Origin of the sequence: Novosphingobium rhizovicinum, from assembly GCF_040813635.1 — a bacterium.
Classification (GTDB): Bacteria; Pseudomonadota; Alphaproteobacteria; order Sphingomonadales; family Sphingomonadaceae; genus Novosphingobium; species Novosphingobium rhizovicinum.
In genome coordinates this window covers 1-23,036 of sequence record NZ_JBFNXR010000022.1, presented here as the reverse complement: position 1 = coordinate 23,036, position 23,036 = coordinate 1, and the positions used below count along the sequence as shown (strand labels likewise).

Genomic DNA, 23,036 nt, shown 5'->3' with positions numbered 1-23,036 from the left:
GCGGCGGCCGATCAGTCGAGAACGTCACCCACCGGTACGTAGTGGTAGCCCAGATCCTCGGCCACGGCCTGGTATGTTACCTTGCCTGCGTGCACGTTCAGCCCCTCGGCAAGGTGCGGTTCGTCGCGTAAAGCCTGCTTCCAGCCTTTGTCCGCAATGGCGAGGGCATGGGGCAGGGTTACGTTGTTGAGCGCGTAAGTGCTGGTGCGTGCGACGGCGCCAGGCATGTTGGCCACGCAGTAGTGAACGATGCCATCCACGACAAAGGTCGGGTCAGCGTGCGTGGTCGGCTTGCTGGTTTCGAAGCAGCCGCCTTGGTCGATGGCCACGTCCACCAGCACCGCGCCCGCCTTCATCGAGCCCAGCATCGCACGGCTGACAAGCTTGGGGGCGGCGGCCCCCGGGATCAGCACAGCGCCGATCACGAGGTCTGCCTCGGCGACGCTTTCCGCTAGATTGGCCTTGCTTGAGAAGCGAGTCTTGGCTCGGCTTTCGAAGTGAATGCCGAGCCGCTCCAGCACTTCGGGATTGCGGTCGAGGATCGTCACGTCAGCACCAAGCCCGACGGCCATCTGCGCTGCGTTGAAGCCGACGACGCCACCGCCGATCACCGCGACCTTGCCCGGCATGACTCCGGGCACGCCGCCCAGCAGCACGCCGCGCCCGCCATGCGCTTTCTCAAGCGCGGTCGCGCCGGCTTGGATCGACATGCGCCCTGCAACCTGGCTCATCGGCTTCAGGAGCGGCAGCGACCCACCAGGGCCCGTGACGGTCTCATAGGCGATGGCAGTTACGCCCGATTTCACCAGATCCGCCGTCTGCTCCGGATCGGGTGCCAGGTGAAGGTAAGTGTAGAGCACCTGACCCTCGCGGAGCATGGCTCGCTCCCCGGCCTGTGGCTCTTTTACCTTCACGATCATCTCGCATTCGGCAAAGATTGTTTGCGGGCTTCCCTTGATGAGGGCCCCCTGTGCTTCATAGTCGCTGTCGGCAGCGCCGATGCCGAGGCCTGCACCTGTTTCGACCCAGACTTCATGCCCGTGTGAAACCAGTTCGCAGACACTCTCGGGAGTCAGGCCGACGCGGTACTCGTGGTTCTTGATCTCGCGAACCGTTCCAACGCGCATACTTTGTCTCCGTTGCGGGGCAGTAGTCCCGCATCTTAATGGCGGGAAAATAACAATGTTTCGCGAGATTGTAAGATTATGTGCGCGCTATCCTGCTCCCCGTTCACGGACTTCAGCCAGTTGGCGACGCGGGCGTAGTAAAGATATGGTCCCGGGCCGCCGTCACGTCGTCAGCAGCGAACTGCGCCCTCAGCCGCTCCTTGTCCCGCGCGCGGTACGCCGCCTCTGCAAGGTCGATGCTTTCCCTCGAATTTCCCAGCGCCTCCAGTGACAGGCGTGCCATGCGTACGGCGGACTCCAGGACTTCGCGCACGACGAAGCGGGCCGGCGCATCCTTGAGGCGCAACATTGTGCGCCGATCGAATGCCCTCACGCTGATTTCCGCTTGTGGAAACGCGTGGTGCACCGCCTCCAACAAACCCTCGGTGACTTGCTCGCCATCGATGCAGAAGGCGATCAACTGTGCTTCTGCTCCCCCAGCCTGTCGCAGGAGGTCGATACGGGTGCCGTCGCCAAAATAGACCTTCGCGCCAAAGTCTCGAGCAACGTCGATCATCTCAACGTCGCGGTCTATCAGCGTCACGGGAACGTCGGCAGCGAGCAGCATCTGCGCGACTGTCTGGCCGAAGCGGCCATAGCCCACGATCAGTGCACTCGACCCCTCCGGTGTGGGGCCGTCTCTCGACTCCGTTGCTCGAACTGGAACCTCGCGTATGCGACGCGTTGCGTTCATCAGGAACGGCGTCGATATCATCGACAGAGTGATGATGGCTGCAAACACGCTCGCGGCCTCGGGCGAGATGAGCAATGCCCCCTGCGCCTGCGCGAACAGAACGAACCCGAACTCGCCACCTTGGCTCAGCAGAAGGCCCAGGGCCAGGGCACCGCGCCATTCCATGCGGAAGGCCTTTGCGATCAGGAAGATCACGAGTGTTTTCGTGGCGATCAGAGCCAACGCCAGCGACAGGACGAACACCGGGCGCTGAGCGATGGCATTGAGGTCGAGCAGCATGCCGACCGACATGAAAAACAGGCCGAGCAGGATCGTGCGGAAGGGCTCCACGTCCGCCTCTAGCTCATGCCGGTAAGGGGTGTCCGCAAGCATCACGCCTGCGACGAAGGCGCCCAGCGCAGTGGACAGCCCGAGCCATTCCATCGCGGCAGCAGAAGCGATGACCGTGAAAAGGGCCGCGAAGACGAACATCTCCCGCTCGCCCAGATTGCCGATCAGCCGGAACAATGGCCGGATGACAAAGCGACCGGCGGCGATCAACCCCACGATAGCGCCGAGTGTGTAGACCACCAGCAGCCAGCCAGGTGGCCCATCGGCGGCGGCAGGGTTGCGGCTCATCGCGGCGATGATCGTGATGAGGGGGATGATGGAGAGGTCCTGAAACAGCAGGATTGCAAAGGCCCGCTCCCCGAACGGCGTGTGAAGCCGGCCCGCGCTCTGGAGCATGGGCAGAACCTGAGCCGTCGATGAGAGGCCCAGCGGCAGGCCAAGTGCGAGCGAGGCTGTCAGTGTGAAGCCCGTGAAAGTGTAGATCACGCCAGAGATCGCCAGCCCGCAGGTGGCGACTTGCAGCAGGCCCAGTCCGAAAATCTCGTGTCGCATCCGCCATAGCCGACGCGGGGCCAGCTCCAGACCGACGATGAACAGCAGCAAGGTGATGCCGAGTTCGGCAATCCCGATCTTGGCCTGCGCATCGCCTACGAGATTGAGAGCATAGGGGCCCAGAATGGCGCCCGCCATCAGGTAACCCAGCGTGGCTCCAAGGCCGAGCCGGCGAAACACCAGAACGAAGATCAGAGCGGTACCGAGCAGGAAGAACCCGTCCCGCAGGAGGAAGCTCTGGGCGTGCTCTTCCATCAGCGGAGTAGCGGGCGAGGGAGAGATACAGGCTTCATATTACTCTCCTGCCGTCCCGAGATTGCCAACGAATGGCGCGGCTGCAGATCGTCCCTGAACCTCAAAGCGGATTGCCGTTCTCGTCGCGGTAGATGTCTCGGCGGCCGACATGGTTGGCAGGCCCGACGTAGCCGTCGTTCTCCATGCGCTCGACCCACTTTGCCGCCGTGTTGTAACCGACGCCCATTTGGCGCTGCAGCCAGGAGACGGAGACCTTCTGGTTCTCGAAGACCAGGTGGCAGACCTGACGGTACTTGCGCTCCTCCGGGTTGTCGGAGGCGGCGTCGATATCCTCAAAGCCGAAGCCGCCGTCCTCGGGCTCTTCAGTGACGGCGTCGACGTAGTCGGGCTTGCCCTGGCCTCGCCAGAAGTCGGCCACGCCTTCCACTTCTTCGTCGCTGACGAAGGGGCCGTGCACGCGCTTCACCGGGTCGGTGTTCGGCTTGTAAAGCATGTCGCCCTTGCCGAGCAGCTGTTCGGCGCCTTGCTCGCCTAGGATCGTGCGGCTGTCGATGCGGCTGGTCACGGCAAAGCTGATGCGGGTCGGCAGGTTGGCCTTGATGACGCCGGTGATGACGTCGACGGAAGGGCGCTGCGTCGCCATGATGAGGTGGATGCCGGCGGCACGGCTCTTTTGGGAGAGCCGCTGGATCAGCACTTCGATTTCCTTGCCGACGGTGACCATGAGGTCGGCAAGCTCGTCCACGATCAGCACGATCTGCGGCAGCACCTGATAGTCGAGCTGGTTCTCCTCGTAGAGCTCCTCGCCCGTGTCCGGATCGAAGCCGATCTGCACGCGCCGTCCCAGCGGCTTGCCCTTGGCAGCAGCGGCGCGCACCTTCTCGTTGAAGCTGGCAAGGTTACGAACGCTGATCTCGCTCATCATGCGATAGCGGCGTTCCATCTCCTCCACCGCCCACTTGAGCGCGCGCACGGCCTTGGGTGGCTCGGTCACGACGGGCGACAGCAGATGCGGAATGTCGTCGTAGCTCTTGAGCTCGAGAACCTTCGGATCGACCAGGATCATCCGGCATTGTGCAGGTGTCATCCGGTAGAGCAGCGAGAGCAGAATGCAGTTCAGGCCCACCGATTTGCCCGACCCGGTGGTGCCGGCCACCAGCAGGTGCGGCATGGTTGCAAGGTCGGCGACCACCGGCTCTCCGGCGATATCCTTGCCCAGGATGATCGGCAGCATGCCCTTGTGGCTGGCAAAGGCCTCCGAGCCGACCATCTCGCGGAAGGAGACCATCTGACGATCGACGTTGGGAAGTTCGATGCCCATGACCGTGCGGCCGGGTATTGCAGAGACACGAGCGGAGATCGCGCTCATGTTCCGGGCAATATCGTCGGCAAGCCCGATGACACGGCTCGCCTTGATGCCGGGTGCGGGTTCCAGCTCATACATCGTGACGACCGGACCGGTCCGCACTGCTGTAATCTCGCCTTTCACGTTGAAATCGTCGAGGACGGTTTCCAGCAGGCGGGCGTTGCGCTCCAGACTGAGTTTGTCGATGGGCTTCTGCGAGCCGGCCGGTGCTTCCGCGAGCAGGTCGAGACCGGGCAGTTCGTATTGGTCGAAGAAGTCCTTCTGCCGCGCGCTGGAAGCGAGTTGCGCGGGCACTGCGGGCTTGCTGGGGTCGACGATCTCCGGAGCCTTGCGCGGCCTCTCATCCGTGCTCGTGATGGGCGAGGGTGGCGTGGCAGCTGCCGGCTGGGCCCAGGGTGCGCTTTCAGCTTTCTCGCGCGCGGGCGCTTTCTCCCGCGTGTCGGCCGTCGGAAGCGCGTCGGCCACGCGGCCCAGTCTGCCGGGCAACGACAACAGGATACCCCAGTCGAATGCAAAGACCTTGCCCGCCAGAGCCGTGCCGGTGAACAGGCAGGCGACGGCGATCCCGAATATAGCCCAGCCTTGGATCTGCTCCGGCAGGAATCCGGTGATGCCGTGCACGACCTTCGCGCCCAGCAGGCCGGCGATACCGCCCATGGATGCGGGCAGGACGCCTCCGGGCTGCGTAAACCCTAGCGAAAGCACAGTGGCGATGAGGACCATTGAAAGGGCAAGGACGCTTACCGGACGCCACCAGCGCTCGTCGCTGGGTTCGACGCTGCCGTCTTCCTCCTCGACCAGCCGCCAGAGCTTGCGCGCAAAAACATAAAGCAGCGGCACGAACAGGATACACACGGGCCCGAGAAGGAGGAGGGCGAAATCGGCCAGCCATGCACCTGCCGGACCCATCCAGTTCTGCACGGCACCCTCTGCCGCCGCCGTCGACGTCGAGGGGTCTGTCTGGTGATAGCTGAGGATCGACAGGGCGAAGAACAGCATCGCCGAAAACAGCGTCAGAGCGCCGGTAAGCTCGCTCGCGCGCCGCACGGAGCGCTTGAGGACGGCGCGCCAATCCGGCTTGGCGATCCGCCGGCCGGGCGCGATGGGACGTGTCGCCATGTTCTGTAAATACCCTGGTTCTGGCTGACAATAATGCGCGCGAGCAGGACTCGCCGTCAAGAATGGATCGGGAACGGCCGCTTGCGTGGCTGTGCAAGACTCTCAATGGCGGCCCAATGGCGTGCACCCAGCGCGCGCGCGCGCGACGCATTCATGCCCCCCAGTGCTATCACCGGGACGCGGGAGCGCGCCGCCAGCAGGCGGTAGCGGACGGGGCCGAGCGACGGGGCGCCTGGATGCGTGCGCGTGGGATGAACCGGCGAGAGCAGAACCGCGTCGGCGCGAATCCGATTCGCCTCACCGATCTCCCGCAGCGAATGCGCTGTCACCAGTCGCAAGAGTGCGGGACCGGCGGACAGTTTGCGCGCCCGACCGTAAGCACCAGCAGCCCCCCACCGCCGGGCCGCTGCGGGCGTATCTGCCAGCACGCTCAAGTGCCTGCCTTTGCGCAGCGCTGAGCGGAGAGAGCGAAAGCGCGCGCGCCTTTCGCTGGCAGACAAGTGATAGTGGCGGAATATGAAGCCACTACCGCGAGGAAGGCGGCTGAGCGCACTTTCAAGCCTCTCATCGATGCGTTCATCGCTGATGAGCCAGACGGACGGCAGAGTGCAGGGCGGGTAGCGGTTGCGCACACAGGCGCTATAGCAGCGCGCCATGGATCAGCCAGCTACTCTCGTCTCGCCTGCAAGCCCTCTTGAGGACGTGCGCAATCGCATCGCCAAAGCTGCCGCGATTGCGGGGAGGGAGCCTGATCAGATCCAGCTGATCGCCGTTTCCAAGACACACCCGGCAGAGCGGATCGCGCCGCTTATCGCCCAAGGGCAGTACGTCTTTGGAGAGAACCGCGTGCAGGAGGCGCAGTCGAAGTGGCCGGAGTTGATCGAGGCACATCCTCAGGTCCGATTGCATCTCGTGGGGCAACTCCAGTCAAACAAGGCCGATGAGGCCGTGGCCTTGTTTGACTGCATCCACTCGCTCGATCGGCTCTCGCTCCTGACGGCTCTGGGCAAAGCGATGGAAAAGGCCGGTCGCCAGGTCCCCTGCTTCGTCCAGGTGAATATCGGTGAGGAAGAGCAGAAGGGCGGCTGTCCCATCGCCGCGCTGCCGGAGCTTCTGCAACAGGCGCGCGATGCCGACGTGCCTGTTGCCGGGCTCATGTGCGTGCCGCCGGCGGCTCTTGAGCCCGCCCCCTACTTCGCGCTGCTTGCCAAGCTGGCGGATGAAAACGGGTTGAGGCAGCTATCAATGGGCATGAGCGATGACTTCGAGACCGCCGTCATGCTCGGCGCTACCCATGTGCGCGTCGGATCCGCCCTGTTCGGGAGCCGCAGCTAGGCTCCGTCGTGCCCCTTCAGCTCGTTGCCTGAAAGGGTGATCACGTGCAGCAGGTTGGTGGAGCCCGGTACGCCGAAGGGCACACCCGCCAGGATTACCAGACGCGAGCCGGCGCCGCCGAAACCGTGACGCAGGGCCATCCGCCTGCCCTTCGCGATCATCTCCTCGAAGCTTCCGATGTCCTTGGTCGTGACCGGATGCGCGCCCCAGAGCAGGGCCAGCCGTCGCGCCGATTGCACGCTCGACGTCAGCACCAGCATCGGCGCTGAGGGCCGCTCTCGCGCCACGCGTCGTGCGGAAATGCCCGAGAGAGTGAAGCAGATGATGGCTTCGATCGGCAGAGCATCGGCGATGCTTGCGCAGGCTTCGGATAGCGCATCGGCCATCGTCGCGTCCGGCGGGATCTCAGCCAGGTGGATGCGCTCGCGGTAGGTCAGGTCCGCTTCCACCTGCACAGCGATACGATCCATGATTGTAACCGCCTCAAGCGGCCACTGTCCGGCAGCGGTTTCGGCGGAAAGCATCACCGCATCGGCGCCATCGTACACGGCGTTGGCAACGTCCGACACTTCGGCGCGGGTCGGAGTGGGGCGCTCGATCATCGATTCGAGCATCTGGGTCGCGACAACGACGGGTTTGCCCGCGAGCCGGACCTTTTCGATGATTCGCTTCTGTAGGGGCGGCACTTCTTCCGGATTGAGCTCGACCCCCAGGTCTCCGCGGGCGACCATGATGCCGTCGGACAGTTCGACAATCTCGTCCAGACTCTGGATGGCGCTGGGCTTCTCGATCTTGGCCATGAGCGCACCGTGGCCGCCCAGCAGGCGCCGCGCCTCGGCGACGTCCTCCGGCCGCTGCACAAAGGATAGGCCGATCCAATCCGCCTGATGCTGGATGGCAAAGGCGAGATCGCGGCGGTCCTTGTCGGTGAGTGCGGGCACTGGCACCAGCGTGTCGGGTACATTGACACCCTTACGGTCCGAAATCGGTCCGCCGACCTCGGCCGAGCATAGCAGCGCATCGGGCTCGGCGCGGATCACCTTAAGGCGCAGCTTTCCGTCATCGATAAGAAGCCGCTGGCCCTTTTCGAGGATACCGAAAAGTTCGGGGTGCGGCAGTTCCACACGCGTGTCGTCGCCCGGTTCCGGGTTCCGGTCGAGCGTGAAGTGCGCGCCGTGGCGAATGAAGGCAGAGCCGTCGCGGAACTTTCCGACCCGGAGCTTCGGGCCCTGCAAGTCGCACAGAATCGCGACCGGGCGCCCCACTTCCTTTTCCACCTCACGAATGAGAGCAATGGTGCGGGCGTGCGTCTCGTGTTCGCCGTGGCTCATGTTGACGCGGAACGCATCGGCACCGGCGCGGAGGAGGGCGGCGATAGTTTCCTTGGTGCTGCTGGCTGGTCCCAGCGTGGCGAGGATCTTCACCTTGCGGCGACGACGGATGCCCTTCTTCGTATCAGTGCGTGCCAATTGCTGTCCTGCCGTGTTGCGATCGCAGGTCCATATGGCAAAGGGAACGTGACAAACCAAGGACGAACGGGACGGATTATGAACGAAAACGACCCACTGGACACTCTGGACGATGCACAGGCCGCCGCTGCCTTCCGTAGGCTGGTGCGGCACCTGCGCCACCGGCACGACGCGCAGAACATCGAATTGATGGGGTTGTCCGGGTTCTGCCGCAACTGTCTGGCCGACTGGATTCGCGATGCCGGCTTTCCAGGCGACAAGGCTGCGGCGCGGGAGCTGATCCACGGCATGCCTGCGGCGGAGTGGAAGGACAAATATCAGACGGACGCCACACCAGAGCAGCTCACCCGTATGGAGGAGAGCCTCAAGAGGAACGCGGGATCGCGTTGAAGTCTTCAGGACTTCCGATTTCCACAGCATGTTCTTTTGCCGGATCGAGCGGCTGCCGCTATCAGCCGCGCCCAACCGATTCACCGGATACGGAAAGCACGACACCATCATGGCCGAGACCACCGACGACCGCCTGCGCCTCCTGATCGAGCGCGTCGAACGCCTCGAAGAGGAGAAGAAGGGCATTTCCGACGACATCCGCGACGTCTACGCAGAGGCCAAGGCGGTGGGCTACGACGTCAAGATCATGCGTCAGATCGTGCGCCTGCGGAAGATGAAGCCGGACGACCGCAAGGAAATGGAGATGGTTCTGGACACCTATAAGGCCGCTCTGGGTCTGGGTTGATTCTTGCGATGGCGTCGGTGGGGCGATGCGTTAGACTGCACCTCTCAACTGAGCAGGAGCGGTCATGATCGTCACCACCACGCCCACCATCGAAGGGCGCCCGGCCCGTGAGTATCTGGGTATTGTCACCGGCGAAGTGATCGTGGGTGCGAACGTCTTTCGAGACCTGTTCGCCAGCATCACGGACATCGTTGGCGGTCGTTCGGGCAAGTACGAGCAGGTGCTGCAGCGTGCACGCAAGGAAGCGCTCGCCGAGATGGAGAGTGAAGCGGAGCGGCTGGGCGGCAACGCTGTCATCGGCGTCGACATCGATTACGAGGTCATCGGCCAGTCCGGCTCGATGCTCATGGTAAGCTGTTCGGGAACTGCGGTTCTGGTGTAATGGGCAGCATTGGTACCGGTCGCCGGTTGCCCTCGTGCGCAGGGCTGTTGTAAGGGCGCCCATCCTCAAGCGCGCACCGGAACGCGGGCACAGAAGACGGGCAGACGATGGCAGGCCATTCCAAATTCAAGAACATCATGCATCGCAAGGGCGCGCAGGATAAGAAGCGCTCGGCGATGTTCTCAAAGCTTTCGCGCGAGATTACCGTCGCCGCGAAGATGGGCATGCCCGATCCGGACATGAACCCGCGCCTGCGCGCAGCGGTGAACGCAGCCAAGGCGCAGTCCATGCCCAAGGACAATATCCAGCGCGCCATCGAGAAGGCGAGCAAGGGCGACGGCGAGAACTACGAGGAAGTGCGCTACGAGGGTTACGGCCCGGGTGGCGTCGCCATCATCGTTGAGGCGTTGACCGACAATCGCAATCGCACCGCCACCAATGTGCGGACCGCCTTCTCCAAGAACGGCGGAAATCTTGGTGCAAGCGGGGCAGTGAGCCACGGCTTCGAGCGGCTGGGCCTGATCGAATACCCCGGCAGCGTGGGCGACGAGGAGAAGGTGCTGGAGGCCGCGATCGAAGCCGGTGCGGACGACGTTGAGAGCGACAGCGAGAGCCACTCGGTGTGGACGAGCGTGGAGAACCTCCACGAAGTCGCGCGCGAACTCGAAAAATCGCTTGGCGAAGCCGAAGGCGTCAAGCTGGCGTGGAAGCCGAACCTCAAGGTCGACGTGGGCGAGGATAACGCTGGCACGCTGTTCAAGCTGATCGACGCACTCGACGACGACGACGACGTGCAGACCGTCTGGGGCAACTACGAGGTCTCCGAAGAGGTGATGGAGAAGCTCGGCTAGTGGTCCTCGGCAGAGGGGATACTGGTTGCTCATAATCGGCCTCGACCCCGGCCTTGCCTGCACGGGCTGGGGTATCGTCTCGAAATCGGGAAGTCGGCTAAGTCACATCGCCAACGGGCAAGTCCGCACGGATGCTGCCAGTTCGCTGGCTGAGCGGCTCGTGACGCTCGACCGCGAACTGACCGATGTCATCCTGGCGCACCGGCCCGATTTCGGGGCCGTCGAAGAGGTCTTCGTCAACACCAACGCGCAATCGACGCTCAAGCTGGGACAGGCCCGTGGCGTCTGCCTGCTGGCGATTGCGCGAGCGGGGCTGCCCGTTAGCGAGTATGCAACCAGCTTGGTAAAGAAGGCGCTGGTGGGCACCGGGCGAGCCGAGAAGACGCAGGTGCAAGCGATGCTCAAGGTCCTGCTTCCGGGCGTCAAGCTGGCGGGAGCGGATGCCGCCGATGCCCTGGCGGTCGCGATCACCCACGCCAACATGCTGGGCAGCCACCGCTAGCGGTCGATCCACGCGGGCAGACTTGCCCGGCGCTGCCGCACCTGTCATAGGAACAAACCATGATCGCCCGTCTCTCCGGCACGCTTGAGGATTTCGGCCCGGACTGGGCCGTGATCGACGTACAGGGCGTCGGTTATCTGGTGCACTGTTCCGCCCGGACGCTGCAAGCGCTGGGCATCAGGGGCGACAGGGCCGTGGTTTTCACCGATCTGCAGGTCTCCGAAAACGACATGCGGCTGATCGGCTTTGCCTCTGCAGGGGAGCGGGACTGGTTCCGTCTCCTGACCGCCGTTCAGGGTGTCGGCAGCAAGGTTGCGCTGGCGATCCTGTCCGCGCTGACGACGGAGGAGCTTCAGCGCGCCTGCGCGGGGGGAGACGCGGCGATGGTGGCTCGGGCCAATGGTGTCGGGCCCAAGCTTGCGAGCCGGATTGTCAACGAGTTGAAGGACAAGGCCGGCGGCTTGCCGGCTGCTCCGGGAGGCGCGACAATCGCCGCGCCCGCCGGCTCGGCGACGGCGGATGCCCTTTCCGCCCTGCAGAACCTCGGCTTCAAGCCGGCGGTTGCTGGTGCGGCAGTGGCGCAGGCCGTTGAGGAACTGGGTGAGAGCGCCGGGTTGAACGATCTGGTGCGTGTGGCGCTCAAGAGAGCGGCCACGTGAAACTGCGCGAAGCCCGCTGCCAGTGCGGACAACTGCGAGTGCACACACGCGGTGAGCCGGTGCGCGTCTCCGTCTGCCATTGTCTGGCATGCCAACGACGTAGCGGCTCCGTTTTCGCAGCGCAAGCTCGCTTCCGCTCGGAGCAGATCAGGGTCTCGGGAGAGATTCGTGAGTGGTCGCGGAAGGGGGATGAGGGAAGCACAAGCGTTTGCAGTTTCTGCCCTTGTTGCGGTTCCACGGTCTACTATCGGGTCGTCGAGGAGCGCGACGTGATCGCCGTAGCGGTTGGCGCTTTTTCGGACCCTCACTTCCCGTCCCCTGCGAGTTCCGTTTATGAGGCGCGGAGGCACGCTTGGGTAAATATCGGCGGCGAGGTCGAGCATCATGACTGACAACCCGCTTCTGGCTTCGGACCGCCAACCGGAAGATGTCGACGCCGCGCTCAGGCCGAAGACGCTGGCTGAATTTGTCGGCCAGGCAGCCGCCAAGGGCAACCTGCAGGTGTTCATCGAATCCGCTCGGTCCCGGCGAGAGGCGATGGACCATGTGCTGTTCTTCGGCCCTCCGGGCTTGGGCAAAACGACGCTGGCGCAGATCGTCGCGCGTGAGCTGGGCGTCGGCTTTCGTGCCACATCCGGGCCGGTGATCGCCAAGGCCGGTGATCTGGCGGCCTTGCTCACCAACCTCGAGCACGGCGACGTGCTGTTCATTGACGAGATACATCGCCTCAATCCGGTGGTGGAGGAAGTGCTATATCCCGCCATGGAGGACCGGGCGCTCGATCTCATGATCGGCGAGGGGCCTTCAGCGCGCTCGGTGCGTATCGACCTGCCGCCGTTCACGCTGATCGGTGCGACGACGCGCCAGGGTCTTTTGCAGACGCCGCTGCGAGACCGGTTCGGTATTCCTGTCCGCCTGAACTTCTACACCGTGCCGGAACTGGAGCATGTGGTGACACGGGGCGCGCATCTGATGGGCGTGGGCATAGACAAGGGCGGTGCTACCGAGATCGCCCGGCGTGCACGAGGGACGCCTCGGGTCGCCGGCCGGCTGCTGCGGCGCGTGAGGGACTTTGCCCACGTCGCTGGTAGCGAGCGGATCACACGCGCGGTCGCGGATGATTCCCTTACGCGGCTGGAAGTGGATGCATTGGGACTGGACGCTCAGGACCGGCGGTACCTGACGATGATTGCGGACATCTACCGCGGCGGCCCGGTGGGTGTGGAAACGCTGGCGGCTGGCCTCTCCGAACCTCGCGATACGATCGAGGAAGTGATTGAGCCTTACCTGATCCAACTGGGTATGGTCGCCCGGACGGCGCGTGGGCGTTGCTTGAACGATGCGGGGTGGCGTCACCTGGGACTCGCGCCGCCTGCAGGCACACAGGGCGGTCTTTTCGAACCTGGCGACAGCTGATCGGGGGGCGCAAAAGAGGCGCATCTCTTTACACCTGCATCGGGCCACAGTCCCGTTTCGAAACAACTGTGTGCACCGGCGCCCGAACGGACGCGGATTCCCCGTTCGGGACTGTCGAATCAAGGTTAACGCCGTTGTCCCGTTAAGCACTCTCTGCGTTCTCTGTGGCAGATCGAGGCGGAAGGTCGGCTTTTGCAAGCTGCCCAATGCCCGCCCAGGTAAAGAGAAGAGAGCACCGCCTATGTCTGTCCGGATGGCCCTTGCAAAACTCTCCGCATGTGCGGCCGGGTGCGCGCTGATCGGCGGCGGTGCGGTTCACGTTGCGGAAACGCCCGCGAAGGAAGGCCAGTACCGAAAGGTGAAGGAGGTCAAGCAGGCGAAGCCCGTCAAGCACCTCGCGAAAGCCGAAAAGCCGAAGACGGTGCAGCGTGTGCGTAAGGTGATCAAGCGCACCTGCTGCACCCAGCCGCAGATGGCAATGGTGCCGCTGCCTCCGCCCTACATCCCGCCCGCCCCTCCAGCGATGCCGACCGGCGGCGGCGGTGCGGTTCCTGTTGTAGTCGGCGGCGGACCGCTCGGCGGGTTCGGTGGCGGCTTCTTCGGGGGCTTCTTTGGCGGGGGCGGTGGTGGTGCCGGAGGGAGCATCGTCATTACCTCCACGACGAATGGCGGCGGCCAAGGCTCGTCTTCCTCATCGTCTTCAACGTCGTCCTCCTCGTCTTCGTCCTCCTCCTCCTCCTCCTCCTCGACATCCGGCGGTCCCGGTTCGACCACGACCACCACGACAACAACCGGGGGTGTGAGCACGACAACCTCCGGGAACGTGTCCTCGACCACGTCGGGCAACGTAAGCAGCACCACCTCTGGCAACGTGAGTACGAGCACGACGTCAGGAAACGTCAGCACCACGACCTCGGGCAATGTCAGCACAAGTACGACGTCGGGGAACGTGAGTACGAGCACCACGTCCGGCAACGTGAGCACCACCACCTCAGGAAACGTAAGCACCTCGACAACCACGACTTCAGGCAACGTATCGAGCACCACCACGACGACCTCAGGCAACACCACGACAACGACCACGACATCCACCACCAGTGGCACCAGCGGCACGAGTGGTACGCCGGTACCCGCGCCACCGATGCTCGTTCTGTTCGGGGCGGCTGCTGCGGTGGTTGCGGGACGACGCAAGTGGGGCAAGAATGCAGCCTGAAGCACTTCCAAGTTGACTGTTGACGGTCAACGGCTCGGAAAAATGCGAAGACTGACGATCTGAAGCGTTTCCGCTCAGGCTGGAAACGCACTGGAAGCCGGCAGGAATGGCGAATGTGCGAAAGGGCGGCGCCGATATGGCACCGCCCCTTTTGTTCACCCCAGCACCGGGGCGTTCGCAATTCGACTTGGCAAAGAGAAAGGCCCCGCCTGCACGTGGCAGGACGGGGCCTTCTGAACTCAGCGATGTGCCCGCAGGATCAGGCGGCGAGCTTGCGCAGCACGTACTGCAGGATGCCGCCGTTCATGAAGTACTCGACTTCGTTGGCGGTATCGATGCGGCACAGGGCGGTGAAGGTGAACTTCGAACCATCCTTGCGGGTGACTTCGACTTCCACGTCCTGCTGCGGCTTCAGGTTGGCAACGCCCTTGATGGTGAAGCTGTCGTCGCCGGTCAGGCCCAGCGTTTCGCGCGTGTCGCCATTCTTGAACTGCAGCGGCAGCACGCCCATCCCGACCAGGTTCGAACGGTGGATACGCTCGAAGCTCTCGACGATCACCACGCGCACACCCAGGAGGTTGGTGCCCTTGGCGGCCCAATCGCGCGAAGAGCCGGTGCCGTATTCCTTGCCGGCGATGACAATCATCGGCGTGCCCGCAGCCTTGTGCTTCATGGCGACGTCGTAAACCGCGCCGACTTCCTCGCCATAACGGCTCATGCCGCCCTCGATACCGGGCACCATTTCGTTGCGGATGCGGATGTTGGCGAAGGTGCCGCGCATCATGACCTCATGGTGGCCACGGCGCGCGCCATACGAGTTGAAGTCCGCCTTGGCGACCTGATGCTCCTGCAGCCAGTGGCCTGCAGGGCTGTCCGCCTTGATCGAACCTGCCGGGCTGATGTGGTCCGTGGTGATCGAATCACCCAGAATCAGCAACGGCTTGGCTTCGATAATGTCGCTGACGGGTGCCGGCGTCATTTCCATGCCCTCAAAATAGGGAGGGTTGGCGACATAGGTCGAAGCCGGGCGCCACTGGTACGTTTCGGAGCCGGTCACGTTGATCGACTGCCAGTGCTCGTCACCGCGATAGACATCGGCATAACGCGCCTGGAACATCGCACGGTCCATGCAGGTGGCGATGGTCTCGGCGATCTCGTTGTTGGTCGGCCAGATGTCGCGGAGGTAGACGTCCTGCCCGTCCGTGCTGGTGCCGATCGGGGTGGTGACGAAGTCCTCAATCACAGTGCCCTTGAGCGCGTAAGCGACGACGAGCGGCGGTGAAGCGAGGAAGTTTGCGCGCACGTCCGGCGACACACGACCTTCGAAATTGCGGTTGCCCGAAATCACAGCACTGGCAACCAGGCCGTTCTCGTTGATGGCCTTGCTGATCGGCTCGGCCAGCGGGCCGGAGTTGCCGATGCAGGTGGTGCAGCCGTAGCCCACGAGGTTGAAGCCGATGCTGTCCAGATGCTCCTGCAGGCCCGCCTTCTTGAGGTAGTCGGTCACCACCTGCGAGCCTGGGGCGAGCGAAGTCTTTACCCAAGGCTTCGGCTTGAGGCCGAATGCGTCCGCCTTCTTGGCGACGAGGCCGGCTGCAACGAGCACCGCGGGATTGGAGGTGTTGGTGCAGCTGGTGATCGCTGCGATGACAACGTCGCCATCGCCGATATCGAAGTCCTTGCCCTCTACCGGTACGCGCGCGTTGGTCTTCTTGTAGACCTTTTCCATGTCGGCGTTGAACACGTTGTCAACGTCGGGGAGCGAGACCCAGTCCTGCGGGCGCTTGGGACCGGCGAGCGAAGGAACGACCGTCGACAGATCGAGCTCGAGCATGCTCGAGAAGACCGGATCGGCTGCATTGGGATCGATCCAGAAGCCCTGCTCTTTCGCATAGGCTTCTACGATGGCGATCTGGTCTTCGTCGCGGCCAGTGAGCCGCAGGTAGTCCAGCGTCTTGTCGTCGATGCCGAAGAAGCCGCAAGTCGCGCCGTACTCGGGCGCCATGTTGGCCAGCGTGGCGCGATCGGCGAGGCTCAGCGAGGCGAGGCCGGGGCCGAAGTACTCGACGAAACGGCCAACAACGCCGTGCTGGCGCAGCATCGAGGTGCAGGTGAGAACGAGGTCGGTAGCGGTGACGCCTTCCTTCAGCTCGCCGGTGAACTTGAAGCCGACCACTTCGGGAATGAGCATCGAGACGGGCTGACCAAGCATTGCTGCTTCGGCCTCAATGCCGCCCACGCCCCAGCCCAGCACGCCCAGGCCGTTGACCATCGTGGTGTGGCTGTCAGTGCCGACGCAGGTGTCGGGATAGGCGACCAGCTGTCCGTTCTGATCCTGCGAAGTCCAGACCGACTGCGCGATGTATTCGAGGTTCACCTGGTGGCAGATGCCGGTGCCCGGGGGCACGGCGGAGAAGTTGTCGAGCGACTTGGAACCCCACTTGAGGAAGTCGTAGCGCTCCATGTTGCGCTGATACTCAATCTCCACGTTCTCCTGGAACGCGCGCGGATGGCCGAATTCGTCCACCATGACCGAGTGATCGATGACGAGGTTCACGGGAACCTGCGGGTTGATCTTGCTGGTGTCGCCCCCAAGAGCCTTGATCGCGTCGCGCATGGCCGCCAGATCGACGACGCAGGGCACGCCGGTGAAGTCCTGCAGCAGCACGCGAGCCGGGCGGTACTGGATCTCGTTGCCGGTGACCGGGTTCTTCTGCCAGTCCACAATGGCCTGGATGTGTTCGGTCCCGACGGTGAAGCCGCCATCCTCGAAGCGGAGCAGGTTCTCCAGAAGCACCTTCATCGAGAAGGGCAGGCGGCTGACGTCGCCCAACTTTTCGGAGGCCTTCTTCAACGAGTAGTAGGCGATCTCCTTGCCGCCCGCACTCATGGTGCTGCGGGTGCCGAGAGTGTCCTGTCCGACCTGAGTCATGTGGGCGTGTTCCCCTTTGGTGTTTTAGCCCGTCGCGGCAGTCCGGCTTTCCCCCGTCCGTGCTGCAATGCGACAAGCGGATTCGTCGGCCCCGCCGATGCGCGCTTGGCGCCCGCAGGTCAAGGGTGCCGGCATCACACCGCCGTTTGTTCGGTATGCTCCCGCGCCGGGTTGCGGGTGCCGATCCAGCATCCCATCACGATGAGGACCGTTCCCGCCAGAGTGGCCGCGCTCAGCGGCTCTGCAAAGAAGATCCAGCCAAACAGGGCGGCCCAGACAAAGGCTGTGTACTCGAGGGGTAGCAGCACCTGCGCTTCGGCGCGGGCGTAGCCCCAAGCGAAGAGCGAGAGGGCGATGGTTGCGCAGACGGCGCCGAATGCGATCAGCGCAAGAATTTCGGATGAAGGCAGCACGAGCAACCACGGTGCGAAGACCATCAGGATCAAGGCTACGATCATGTTCTGAAACAGAGTGATCTCAACCGGGCTGGCAAGCACAGCTTGCTTTCGCTGGAGCACGAGGTTCACCGCATAGAGCACGGCAGATGCAAGAACGGCGGCAATGCCCAGCAGCACTTCCGGGTCCGCCTCGGAAGGCCCGAGGCGGCTCCCTACGATGACGACGACCCCTGTGAGGCCCAGCATGGAGGCGATCACTGCCTGAACCCGGATACGTTCACCTAGGAATACGGCAGCAAGGAACAACGCTATGAGGGGCGCAATGAACGAGAGGGCCATGCCTTCCGCCATCGGAATCCGCACCAGACCGACAAAGAACAGCAGCGCCATCCCCGTATTGACGCTTGAGCGCAGGACATGCAGCGCGAGAATGGGCGGGCCCGGCCAGCGCGGTTTGCTCGCTAGCCAGAAAGGCAGCACAAGGGCCGTGCCGATGATGTTGCGCAGGAGCAGCGCAGTGTAGACGCCCACCGCCAGCGAGGCCCCCTTGATCGCAGCATCCATGGCGCTGAATGTGGCGATGCCCGCTACGACCGCGATCACTGCGGGCAGCCGCGTGGAGTGAGAGGACAGGCCGCGCATCGGCAACGCTCTTGTCCGTCCCGACACCGGACGCAAGCATTGTTGCCTGCGCAGGCGCTCAGTTCATCGCGCAGTCAGGACGAATGCTTGATGTTGCATCCTCTGAGAGGTTATCCTGGGGCGCCGGGGATACCTTGCGATTTATCCTGATTTCGGCGGTTTCGGTTGGAGCGACTTCTGACACGTAAGATTCATCGGATGCACAGCATCGGGGCTTTCACCGCAACCGCAGCGCTTGTTGCCGCGCTGGCGGGGCCGTCTGCGCTTGCACAGCAGATTAGGGCACAGCCGACCTCGCAGGAGTGGGAAGCGGACACGGCGGTGCCGAGTCTTCCGGATACAGTGCGGGGTTTGCCGCCTACAGCGCAGAGCGCTCCGCCAGTTACGCCTGCGCCGATGGTGCAGGCGCTGCCCGTGCTAGAGCCTGTAATGTCGTGGTCGGTGCGCGACGCGCAGGCGCTGCTGGCGACAATACAGAACATCAAGAGCGAGGGGCTGTTCGCCAAGGATTACAAGCCAGACGCTCTGAAAGCTGCCATCGCTCAAGGCCCGAGTGATGAACTGGATCGGATCGCCAGCCGCTCCTTCACATGGCTTGTCGAGGATCTGCGCGACGGCCGCACGCCCATGACCTCGCGCGTGCAGTGGTTTGCCGTCGACCCCGATCAGGATCTCATGCCGACAGCCCAGCTGATGGCGCAGGCGCTGAGCGAGCATGACGTGCCCGGAATCGTCGCCAAGCTCGCGCCGACACACCCCGACTATGCTGCCCTGAAGGCGGAACTGGCCGCGACACCTGATGCGCAGGCCGCGCGCAAGTCGCTGATCCGCGTGAACCTGGATCGCTGGCGCTGGCTGGCGCGCGACTTGGGCGACGTCTATCTGATGACAAACGTGCCTGAGTTCCAGTTGCGCCTGACCGTTCGCAACAAGAACATCCGCACCTACAAGACTGTTGTCGGCAAGCCGGGCCGTACCGCGACGCCGCAGCTTGCCGAAACCGTTTCCGCCGTCGTTTTCAACCCGACCTGGACTGTGCCGCAGTCGATTGTAAAGGGAGAGGGCCTGGGCGCGAAAGTGCTGAACAATCCCGGCTGGGCACGGGCGAACGGTTACAAGGGCACGCGGATGGCCGATGGGACGGTCATTGTCGTTCAGCAGCCCGGCAACAACAACGCGTTGGGGCTGATGAAGATCGACATGCCCAACCCGCATGCTATCTATCTTCACGACACTCCGGCCAAGCAGTACTTCAACTCCGAAGTGCGCGCGTTCAGCCACGGCTGCATCCGTACCGAGCGTGCGGTGGAACTTGGCATGACGATGGCGATCCTCGGCGCGCAGATGCCGCCCGAGCAGGCTGCCGAGATCTCCCGCTCAGGGACGTACACGAAGGTAGAGATGACGAGGACCTTTCCGGTCTACATCACCTACTTCACCATGGCTCGCTCGATCGACGGGGAGTTCAAGAAGTTCAACGACATCTATGAGCGAGACAAGCCCGTCCTCGCCAGCTTCGCCGCTCCTCGCGAGGAGAAGACGACGCAGCGTGCAAGCGACGAGCCGATTATTCAGCTCGATAACCCTCTCTGATCGCGATCTCCTAAACACGAGAGGACCGCTGCTGCAGTTGAAGCGGCAGCGGTCCTCGCGATCAGGCCGGGGTTAGCTTCAGGTTGAGTTCGGCAAGTCCACGGATGATGAAGCTGGGTTCATAATCCAGCGACACGGCGCCATCCGGGCTCAGGTGTTCTTCGGCCAGCGCGATATCGGCCGTCTTTTCGAAGAAGCGTTCGAAAATCACTCTTACCTCGACCCGTGCCAGCGGAGCGCCCAGGCACGTATGAGCTCCGCGGCCGAACGCAAGGTGTTCCTGGATGCGCTTGCGCCCGAGTTCGAATGCCTCGGGATCCTGCCACCGCAATGGATCGCGGTTCGCGGCGGCAAGGCCCACGAAGATACGATCGCCCGGCTTGACCGCCATTCCGCCGATGCGCGCGGGCCGCTTCACCAGGCGAAACGTTGCCTTGGTGGAGCCCTCAAGGCGCAGCACTTCTTCCAGGAAGGGCGCAATCGCCTTGGGATCTGCGCGTAAGCGCGCTTGCAGCGCCTTGTCGCGCGCCACGCGCTGCATCGCATTGCCGAGCAGCTTGGCGCTGGTGTCCTGGCCGGCGGCAAAAAGGAACATGGCCGATTTCACCACTTCCAGCGCATCAGGCTGAGAGCCGTCAGGGTAGGCGCCGTTGGCCAGTTCGCTCAGCACGTCATCCCGCGGCTGACTGCGCCGCTCGTGCACGTAGCGCATGAAGAACTGTGCCATGAACATCAGCACTTGGCTTTCCCGAGGCTGCTCTCCCATGTCGAGGCTGCCCGGCGGCGGTCCTTCGTCGATCACCTTTCGAAAGGCCTCGCGATCCTCTTCGGGGACACCCAGCAGGTCGGCGATTACCAGAGTGACGTACGGCGTCGCAATTTCCCCGATCAGTTCGCAGCCGCCACGTGTGACTGCGTCATCCACCAGTTCGCCCGCGAAGTTCCACATGTACTCTTCATTGGCGCGCAGACGCGAAGGAACGAAGAGCCTGTTCAGCAGCGATCGCGCATTGGCATGCTGCTCACCGTCGTAACCGACCATCAGTTCGGACATTGCATTGGGATCGCGCGCGGCGGCGATCTGAGCGGTCAGGTCATCGCTCTCTGGCGTGAAGGGTAGCGGCGTCATCGGTCCCAGTTGCGTCTGAAAAGACGAGAAATGGTCGCTGTCGAGCAAGACATCGACGCACTCCTGAAACCCTGTGACGAAGATCACCCCGTTCGGCGCCCGATGGACCGGACCTTCTGCCCGGAGCGCCTCGAAATAGGCGTAGGGATCGATCAGGAGAGAATGATCTGAGAAATAGTCCCGCTCCGCGAGCGGCAATTCAGCAGTGGCCATGGCCGTTCTCCCATGCGCTGCGCCATTTGCGCGACGATACACAGTGTATCATATCTTGCGCAGCATGTGTCAACAAACACGACCGGATCGCTCGCGACGCCGCGGCGATGGAGGACGCTTGCAGCTTGCGTTCGGCCGATGCGTTACCCAGGTCACACCTGGAGCAATCAGAAGGAACCAAGATGAGCGTGCAGTTCGGCAACGAAAGCAGGGATGCAGAGCGCATCGGCGAGGCGACCAGCCGGATTGTCGAGCTGGAGGCGGAACTCGAGGCCGCAGGTGACGCTACCACAGCCGTCGACGCGCTCGCCGAACTCAAGCAGATCCTGCATCAGTGGGTTGATACAGTGAGCGCTGTCGTGGCGACGCCTGGCGTGGGCCGAGTCGTCTTGATCCACGAAAACGGCAGGGAATCGCGTATTGCCTCTCCCGATCTGCCGATGCTGCTCTCGAAGCCCGCTCGCTTCACCTCGCAGAGCAACCCGGACGAATGACGCGCGTGCGCTCCGCGGGATATGCGCCCGCTTCCCTGCTCATTTTCGGGTAGCTGCGTTGCGAAGGTCGTCGCCAGCGCTTCGCAGGCCGGCAAGGAACTAGTCCTGCCGGTCAGCGCTGACCGTGCGGACGAGTCCTTTGGCGCTTGAGAGCTTCGCTCGGTTGTACCCCCGGTCAGGCGTTGGCTGGTGCGTTTGGTTCCCGCACCATCATGGCCTTGAGAAGCGCATGCTGACGCGCCCAGCGCCAGCGGCGATACTTCCCCACGACGACGCACATCGTCGGCCAGAACAAGGTTGTGGCAATGTCCGAGAGCGTATCCGCCCACCGCCAGGAGCCGTAGAACAGGTAATTCATCGTCTCGTTGAACAACTCGATCTCGAGAACGATGAGCAGCGCCACCCACGATGCGCGCCGGCTCCCGAGCAGGAACTGGCTGATGATGTAGATCGCCATTCCTGCATGAAGGTGGAGCATCTGCGGGGACATGCCGCTTAAGGCTTTGATCCCCTCTGTGAGGTCGCGATAGCTCGTGATCGGGTCCATGCGCGCTGGATCGCATGGATGTGGTTAAAGCGGGGTTACGGGACGCCTTGCAACGCTGCAGATCGAAGGCAGAGAGGCGCGCAGCTCAAGCTTGCGCGCCTCTCGCGTTGTTCCGGCTAGAAGCTGGTCCAGTCGTCGTCTGCGACGGATACCATTGCTGAGCTGCCGTTTGCACTTCCGTTCGCCTTCCGCTTGGCAGGAGGCGGCGGCGCCAGATCGTTGACGGGCGGAGCCATCAGGCTGGTTGCGGACTTCACGACGACCTTGGCGGACCGTGCGCCATCGCTGATCCGGAACTGACCGGCGGTGACGGCGAGCGCTTCGGATTCGCTGTTCAGGTTGCGCGCTGCGGCCGACGTTTGCTCGACCATGGCGGCATTCTGCTGCGTCGCCTGATCCATGTTGTTCACGGCAACGCTGATCTGGGTGATCGCAGAGGCCTGCGCCTGGTTGTCGGACGCCATGCCGCCGAGCAGCTGGTGCACTTCGCCCACGCCTTCTGAAATCCCGGCCAGAGCACCATCGACCCGCTGCACGGCTTCTACCGCGGTGACAATGTCGGTCTGCGTCACCGTCAGCTGATCACGGGCGCGCTTGGCTTCCTCTTCGGCGCGCATTGCAAGCGCGCTGACCAGATCGGCCACGACAGCGAAACCACGGCCCGCATCGCCTGCACGGCCTGCCTCCACGGCAGCATTCATGGCCAGAACCCGGGTCTGGAACGCGATCTTGTCGACACCCTCGATGACCTCGTCGATGCCCTTGGCGCTTTCGCGAACACGGCTCATGGCGCGCACGGCTTCGTCAGCCACGCCCCGGCCGCCCGAGACGGTGCTGATCGCCTCGTCCGCACGCGTCACAGTGCGGCTGGCCGCTTCGGCGGTCGCCTTGATGCGGCCATCGATCTGCGTCAGCGCAGCCGAGGTCTCCTCCAGGCTGGCCGCATTGCTCTCGGTCCGGCGGGCCAGATCTTCCGAAGCCTGCGCGATCTCGTTCGACCCGGTGCGAAGGCTGTGCGAGCTCTCGATCACAGAGCCGATCAG

At 63.5% G+C, this 23,036-nt stretch carries 22 protein-coding genes; 11 read left to right on the top strand and 11 right to left on the bottom strand.

Going from position 1 to position 23,036, the window contains the following annotated elements:
• Positions 1–11: 11 nt before the first annotated feature.
• The 4 genes from ald to ABUH87_RS07895 form a co-directional block, all read right to left on the bottom strand.
• Entirely contained in the window at positions 12–1,127 is a 1,116-nt protein-coding gene (gene ald, locus ABUH87_RS07910) for an alanine dehydrogenase (protein WP_367772257.1), read from the bottom strand.
• A 112-nt stretch (positions 1,128–1,239) separates the two neighbouring features.
• The gene (locus tag ABUH87_RS07905) at positions 1,240–2,997 is read right to left on the bottom strand and encodes a cation:proton antiporter domain-containing protein (RefSeq protein WP_367772255.1); all 1,758 of its coding nucleotides are present in this window, start codon (positions 2,995–2,997) and stop codon (positions 1,240–1,242) included.
• A gap of 100 nt (positions 2,998–3,097) precedes the next feature.
• Positions 3,098–5,482 (bottom strand): DNA translocase FtsK, encoded by a 2,385-nt coding sequence (locus tag ABUH87_RS07900; protein WP_367772253.1) that lies wholly within the window; start codon positions 5,480–5,482, stop codon positions 3,098–3,100.
• 56 nt (positions 5,483–5,538) lie between these two features.
• A complete protein-coding gene (locus ABUH87_RS07895) occupies positions 5,539–6,138 on the bottom strand; it encodes a thiamine phosphate synthase (RefSeq protein WP_367772251.1) in 600 nt (199 codons plus the stop codon).
• On the opposite strand from ABUH87_RS07895, the gene ABUH87_RS07890 reads away from it, so the two are divergent.
• Positions 6,137–6,817 carry a YggS family pyridoxal phosphate-dependent enzyme gene (locus ABUH87_RS07890; protein ID WP_367772249.1) on the top strand — a complete coding sequence of 227 codons (681 nt, stop codon included), beginning with the start codon at positions 6,137–6,139 and terminating at the stop codon, positions 6,815–6,817. The genes ABUH87_RS07895 and ABUH87_RS07890 overlap by 2 nt on opposite strands.
• Here the strand turns inward: ABUH87_RS07890 and pyk are convergent.
• Positions 6,814–8,286 carry a pyruvate kinase gene (gene pyk, locus ABUH87_RS07885; RefSeq protein ID WP_367772247.1) on the bottom strand — a complete coding sequence of 491 codons (1,473 nt, stop codon included), beginning with the start codon at positions 8,284–8,286 and terminating at the stop codon, positions 6,814–6,816. The genes ABUH87_RS07890 and pyk overlap by 4 nt on opposite strands.
• Before the next feature lie 78 nt (positions 8,287–8,364).
• Between pyk and ABUH87_RS07880 the strand changes: the two genes are divergently transcribed.
• The 8 genes from ABUH87_RS07880 to ruvB all read left to right on the top strand — a co-directional run bounded on the left by ABUH87_RS07880 (position 8,365) and on the right by ruvB (position 12,832).
• Entirely contained in the window at positions 8,365–8,676 is a 312-nt protein-coding gene (locus ABUH87_RS07880) for a DUF1244 domain-containing protein (RefSeq protein ID WP_367772245.1), read from the top strand.
• 109 nt (positions 8,677–8,785) lie between these two features.
• A complete protein-coding gene (locus ABUH87_RS07875; protein WP_353982636.1) occupies positions 8,786–9,022 on the top strand; it encodes a DUF2312 domain-containing protein in 237 nt (78 codons plus the stop codon).
• 64 nt (positions 9,023–9,086) lie between these two features.
• Entirely contained in the window at positions 9,087–9,404 is a 318-nt protein-coding gene (locus ABUH87_RS07870) for a heavy metal-binding domain-containing protein (RefSeq protein ID WP_367772242.1), read from the top strand.
• 107 nt (positions 9,405–9,511) lie between these two features.
• Positions 9,512–10,255 (top strand): YebC/PmpR family DNA-binding transcriptional regulator, encoded by a 744-nt coding sequence (locus ABUH87_RS07865; RefSeq protein WP_367772240.1) that lies wholly within the window; start codon positions 9,512–9,514, stop codon positions 10,253–10,255.
• A 25-nt stretch (positions 10,256–10,280) separates the two neighbouring features.
• Entirely contained in the window at positions 10,281–10,757 is a 477-nt protein-coding gene (gene ruvC / locus ABUH87_RS07860; RefSeq protein ID WP_367772237.1) for a crossover junction endodeoxyribonuclease RuvC, read from the top strand.
• Between the two features lie 59 nt (positions 10,758–10,816).
• Positions 10,817–11,416: a Holliday junction branch migration protein RuvA gene (gene ruvA / locus ABUH87_RS07855; RefSeq protein ID WP_367772235.1), complete on the top strand. Its 600-nt coding sequence runs from the start codon at positions 10,817–10,819 to the stop codon at positions 11,414–11,416.
• Positions 11,413–11,808, top strand: coding sequence for a GFA family protein (locus ABUH87_RS07850; RefSeq protein WP_367772233.1), 396 nt, complete (start codon positions 11,413–11,415; stop codon positions 11,806–11,808). Before ruvA ends, ABUH87_RS07850 begins: the two co-directional genes overlap by 4 nt.
• A complete protein-coding gene (gene ruvB, locus ABUH87_RS07845; RefSeq protein ID WP_367772231.1) occupies positions 11,801–12,832 on the top strand; it encodes a Holliday junction branch migration DNA helicase RuvB in 1,032 nt (343 codons plus the stop codon). Before ABUH87_RS07850 ends, ruvB begins: the two co-directional genes overlap by 8 nt.
• Positions 12,833–13,330: 498 nt before the next feature.
• On the opposite strand, the gene ABUH87_RS07840 is transcribed toward ruvB, so the two are convergent.
• The 3 genes from ABUH87_RS07840 to ABUH87_RS07830 all read right to left on the bottom strand — a co-directional run bounded on the left by ABUH87_RS07840 (position 13,331) and on the right by ABUH87_RS07830 (position 18,017).
• A complete protein-coding gene (locus tag ABUH87_RS07840) occupies positions 13,331–13,927 on the bottom strand; it encodes a hypothetical protein (protein WP_367772229.1) in 597 nt (198 codons plus the stop codon).
• A gap of 377 nt (positions 13,928–14,304) precedes the next feature.
• Positions 14,305–16,977, bottom strand: a complete 2,673-nt coding sequence (acnA, locus tag ABUH87_RS07835; protein WP_367772227.1) for an aconitate hydratase AcnA — start codon at positions 16,975–16,977, stop codon at positions 14,305–14,307.
• Positions 16,978–17,111: 134 nt separating this feature from the next.
• Complete coding sequence (locus tag ABUH87_RS07830; RefSeq protein ID WP_367772225.1) at positions 17,112–18,017, bottom strand: DMT family transporter; 906 nt, start codon at positions 18,015–18,017, stop codon at positions 17,112–17,114.
• Between the two features lie 198 nt (positions 18,018–18,215).
• On the opposite strand from ABUH87_RS07830, the gene ABUH87_RS07825 reads away from it, so the two are divergent.
• Positions 18,216–19,610, top strand: a complete 1,395-nt coding sequence (locus ABUH87_RS07825) for a L,D-transpeptidase family protein (protein ID WP_367772223.1) — start codon at positions 18,216–18,218, stop codon at positions 19,608–19,610.
• Between the two features lie 61 nt (positions 19,611–19,671).
• Here ABUH87_RS07825 and ABUH87_RS07820 read toward each other — a convergent pair whose 3' ends face one another.
• Positions 19,672–20,952, bottom strand: a complete 1,281-nt coding sequence (locus ABUH87_RS07820; RefSeq protein WP_367772221.1) for a cytochrome P450 — start codon at positions 20,950–20,952, stop codon at positions 19,672–19,674.
• 182 nt (positions 20,953–21,134) lie between these two features.
• Here ABUH87_RS07820 and ABUH87_RS07815 point away from each other — a divergent pair, with 182 nt between their 5' ends.
• Positions 21,135–21,446, top strand: coding sequence for a hypothetical protein (locus ABUH87_RS07815; protein WP_367772219.1), 312 nt, complete (start codon positions 21,135–21,137; stop codon positions 21,444–21,446).
• Between the two features lie 175 nt (positions 21,447–21,621).
• On the opposite strand, the gene ABUH87_RS07810 is transcribed toward ABUH87_RS07815, so the two are convergent.
• Both ABUH87_RS07810 and ABUH87_RS07805 read right to left on the bottom strand, forming a co-directional pair.
• A complete protein-coding gene (locus tag ABUH87_RS07810; RefSeq protein WP_367772217.1) occupies positions 21,622–21,993 on the bottom strand; it encodes a hypothetical protein in 372 nt (123 codons plus the stop codon).
• A 116-nt stretch (positions 21,994–22,109) separates the two neighbouring features.
• On the bottom strand, positions 22,110–23,036 hold a 927-nt coding region (locus ABUH87_RS07805; RefSeq protein WP_367772210.1), incomplete at its 5' end, for a methyl-accepting chemotaxis protein.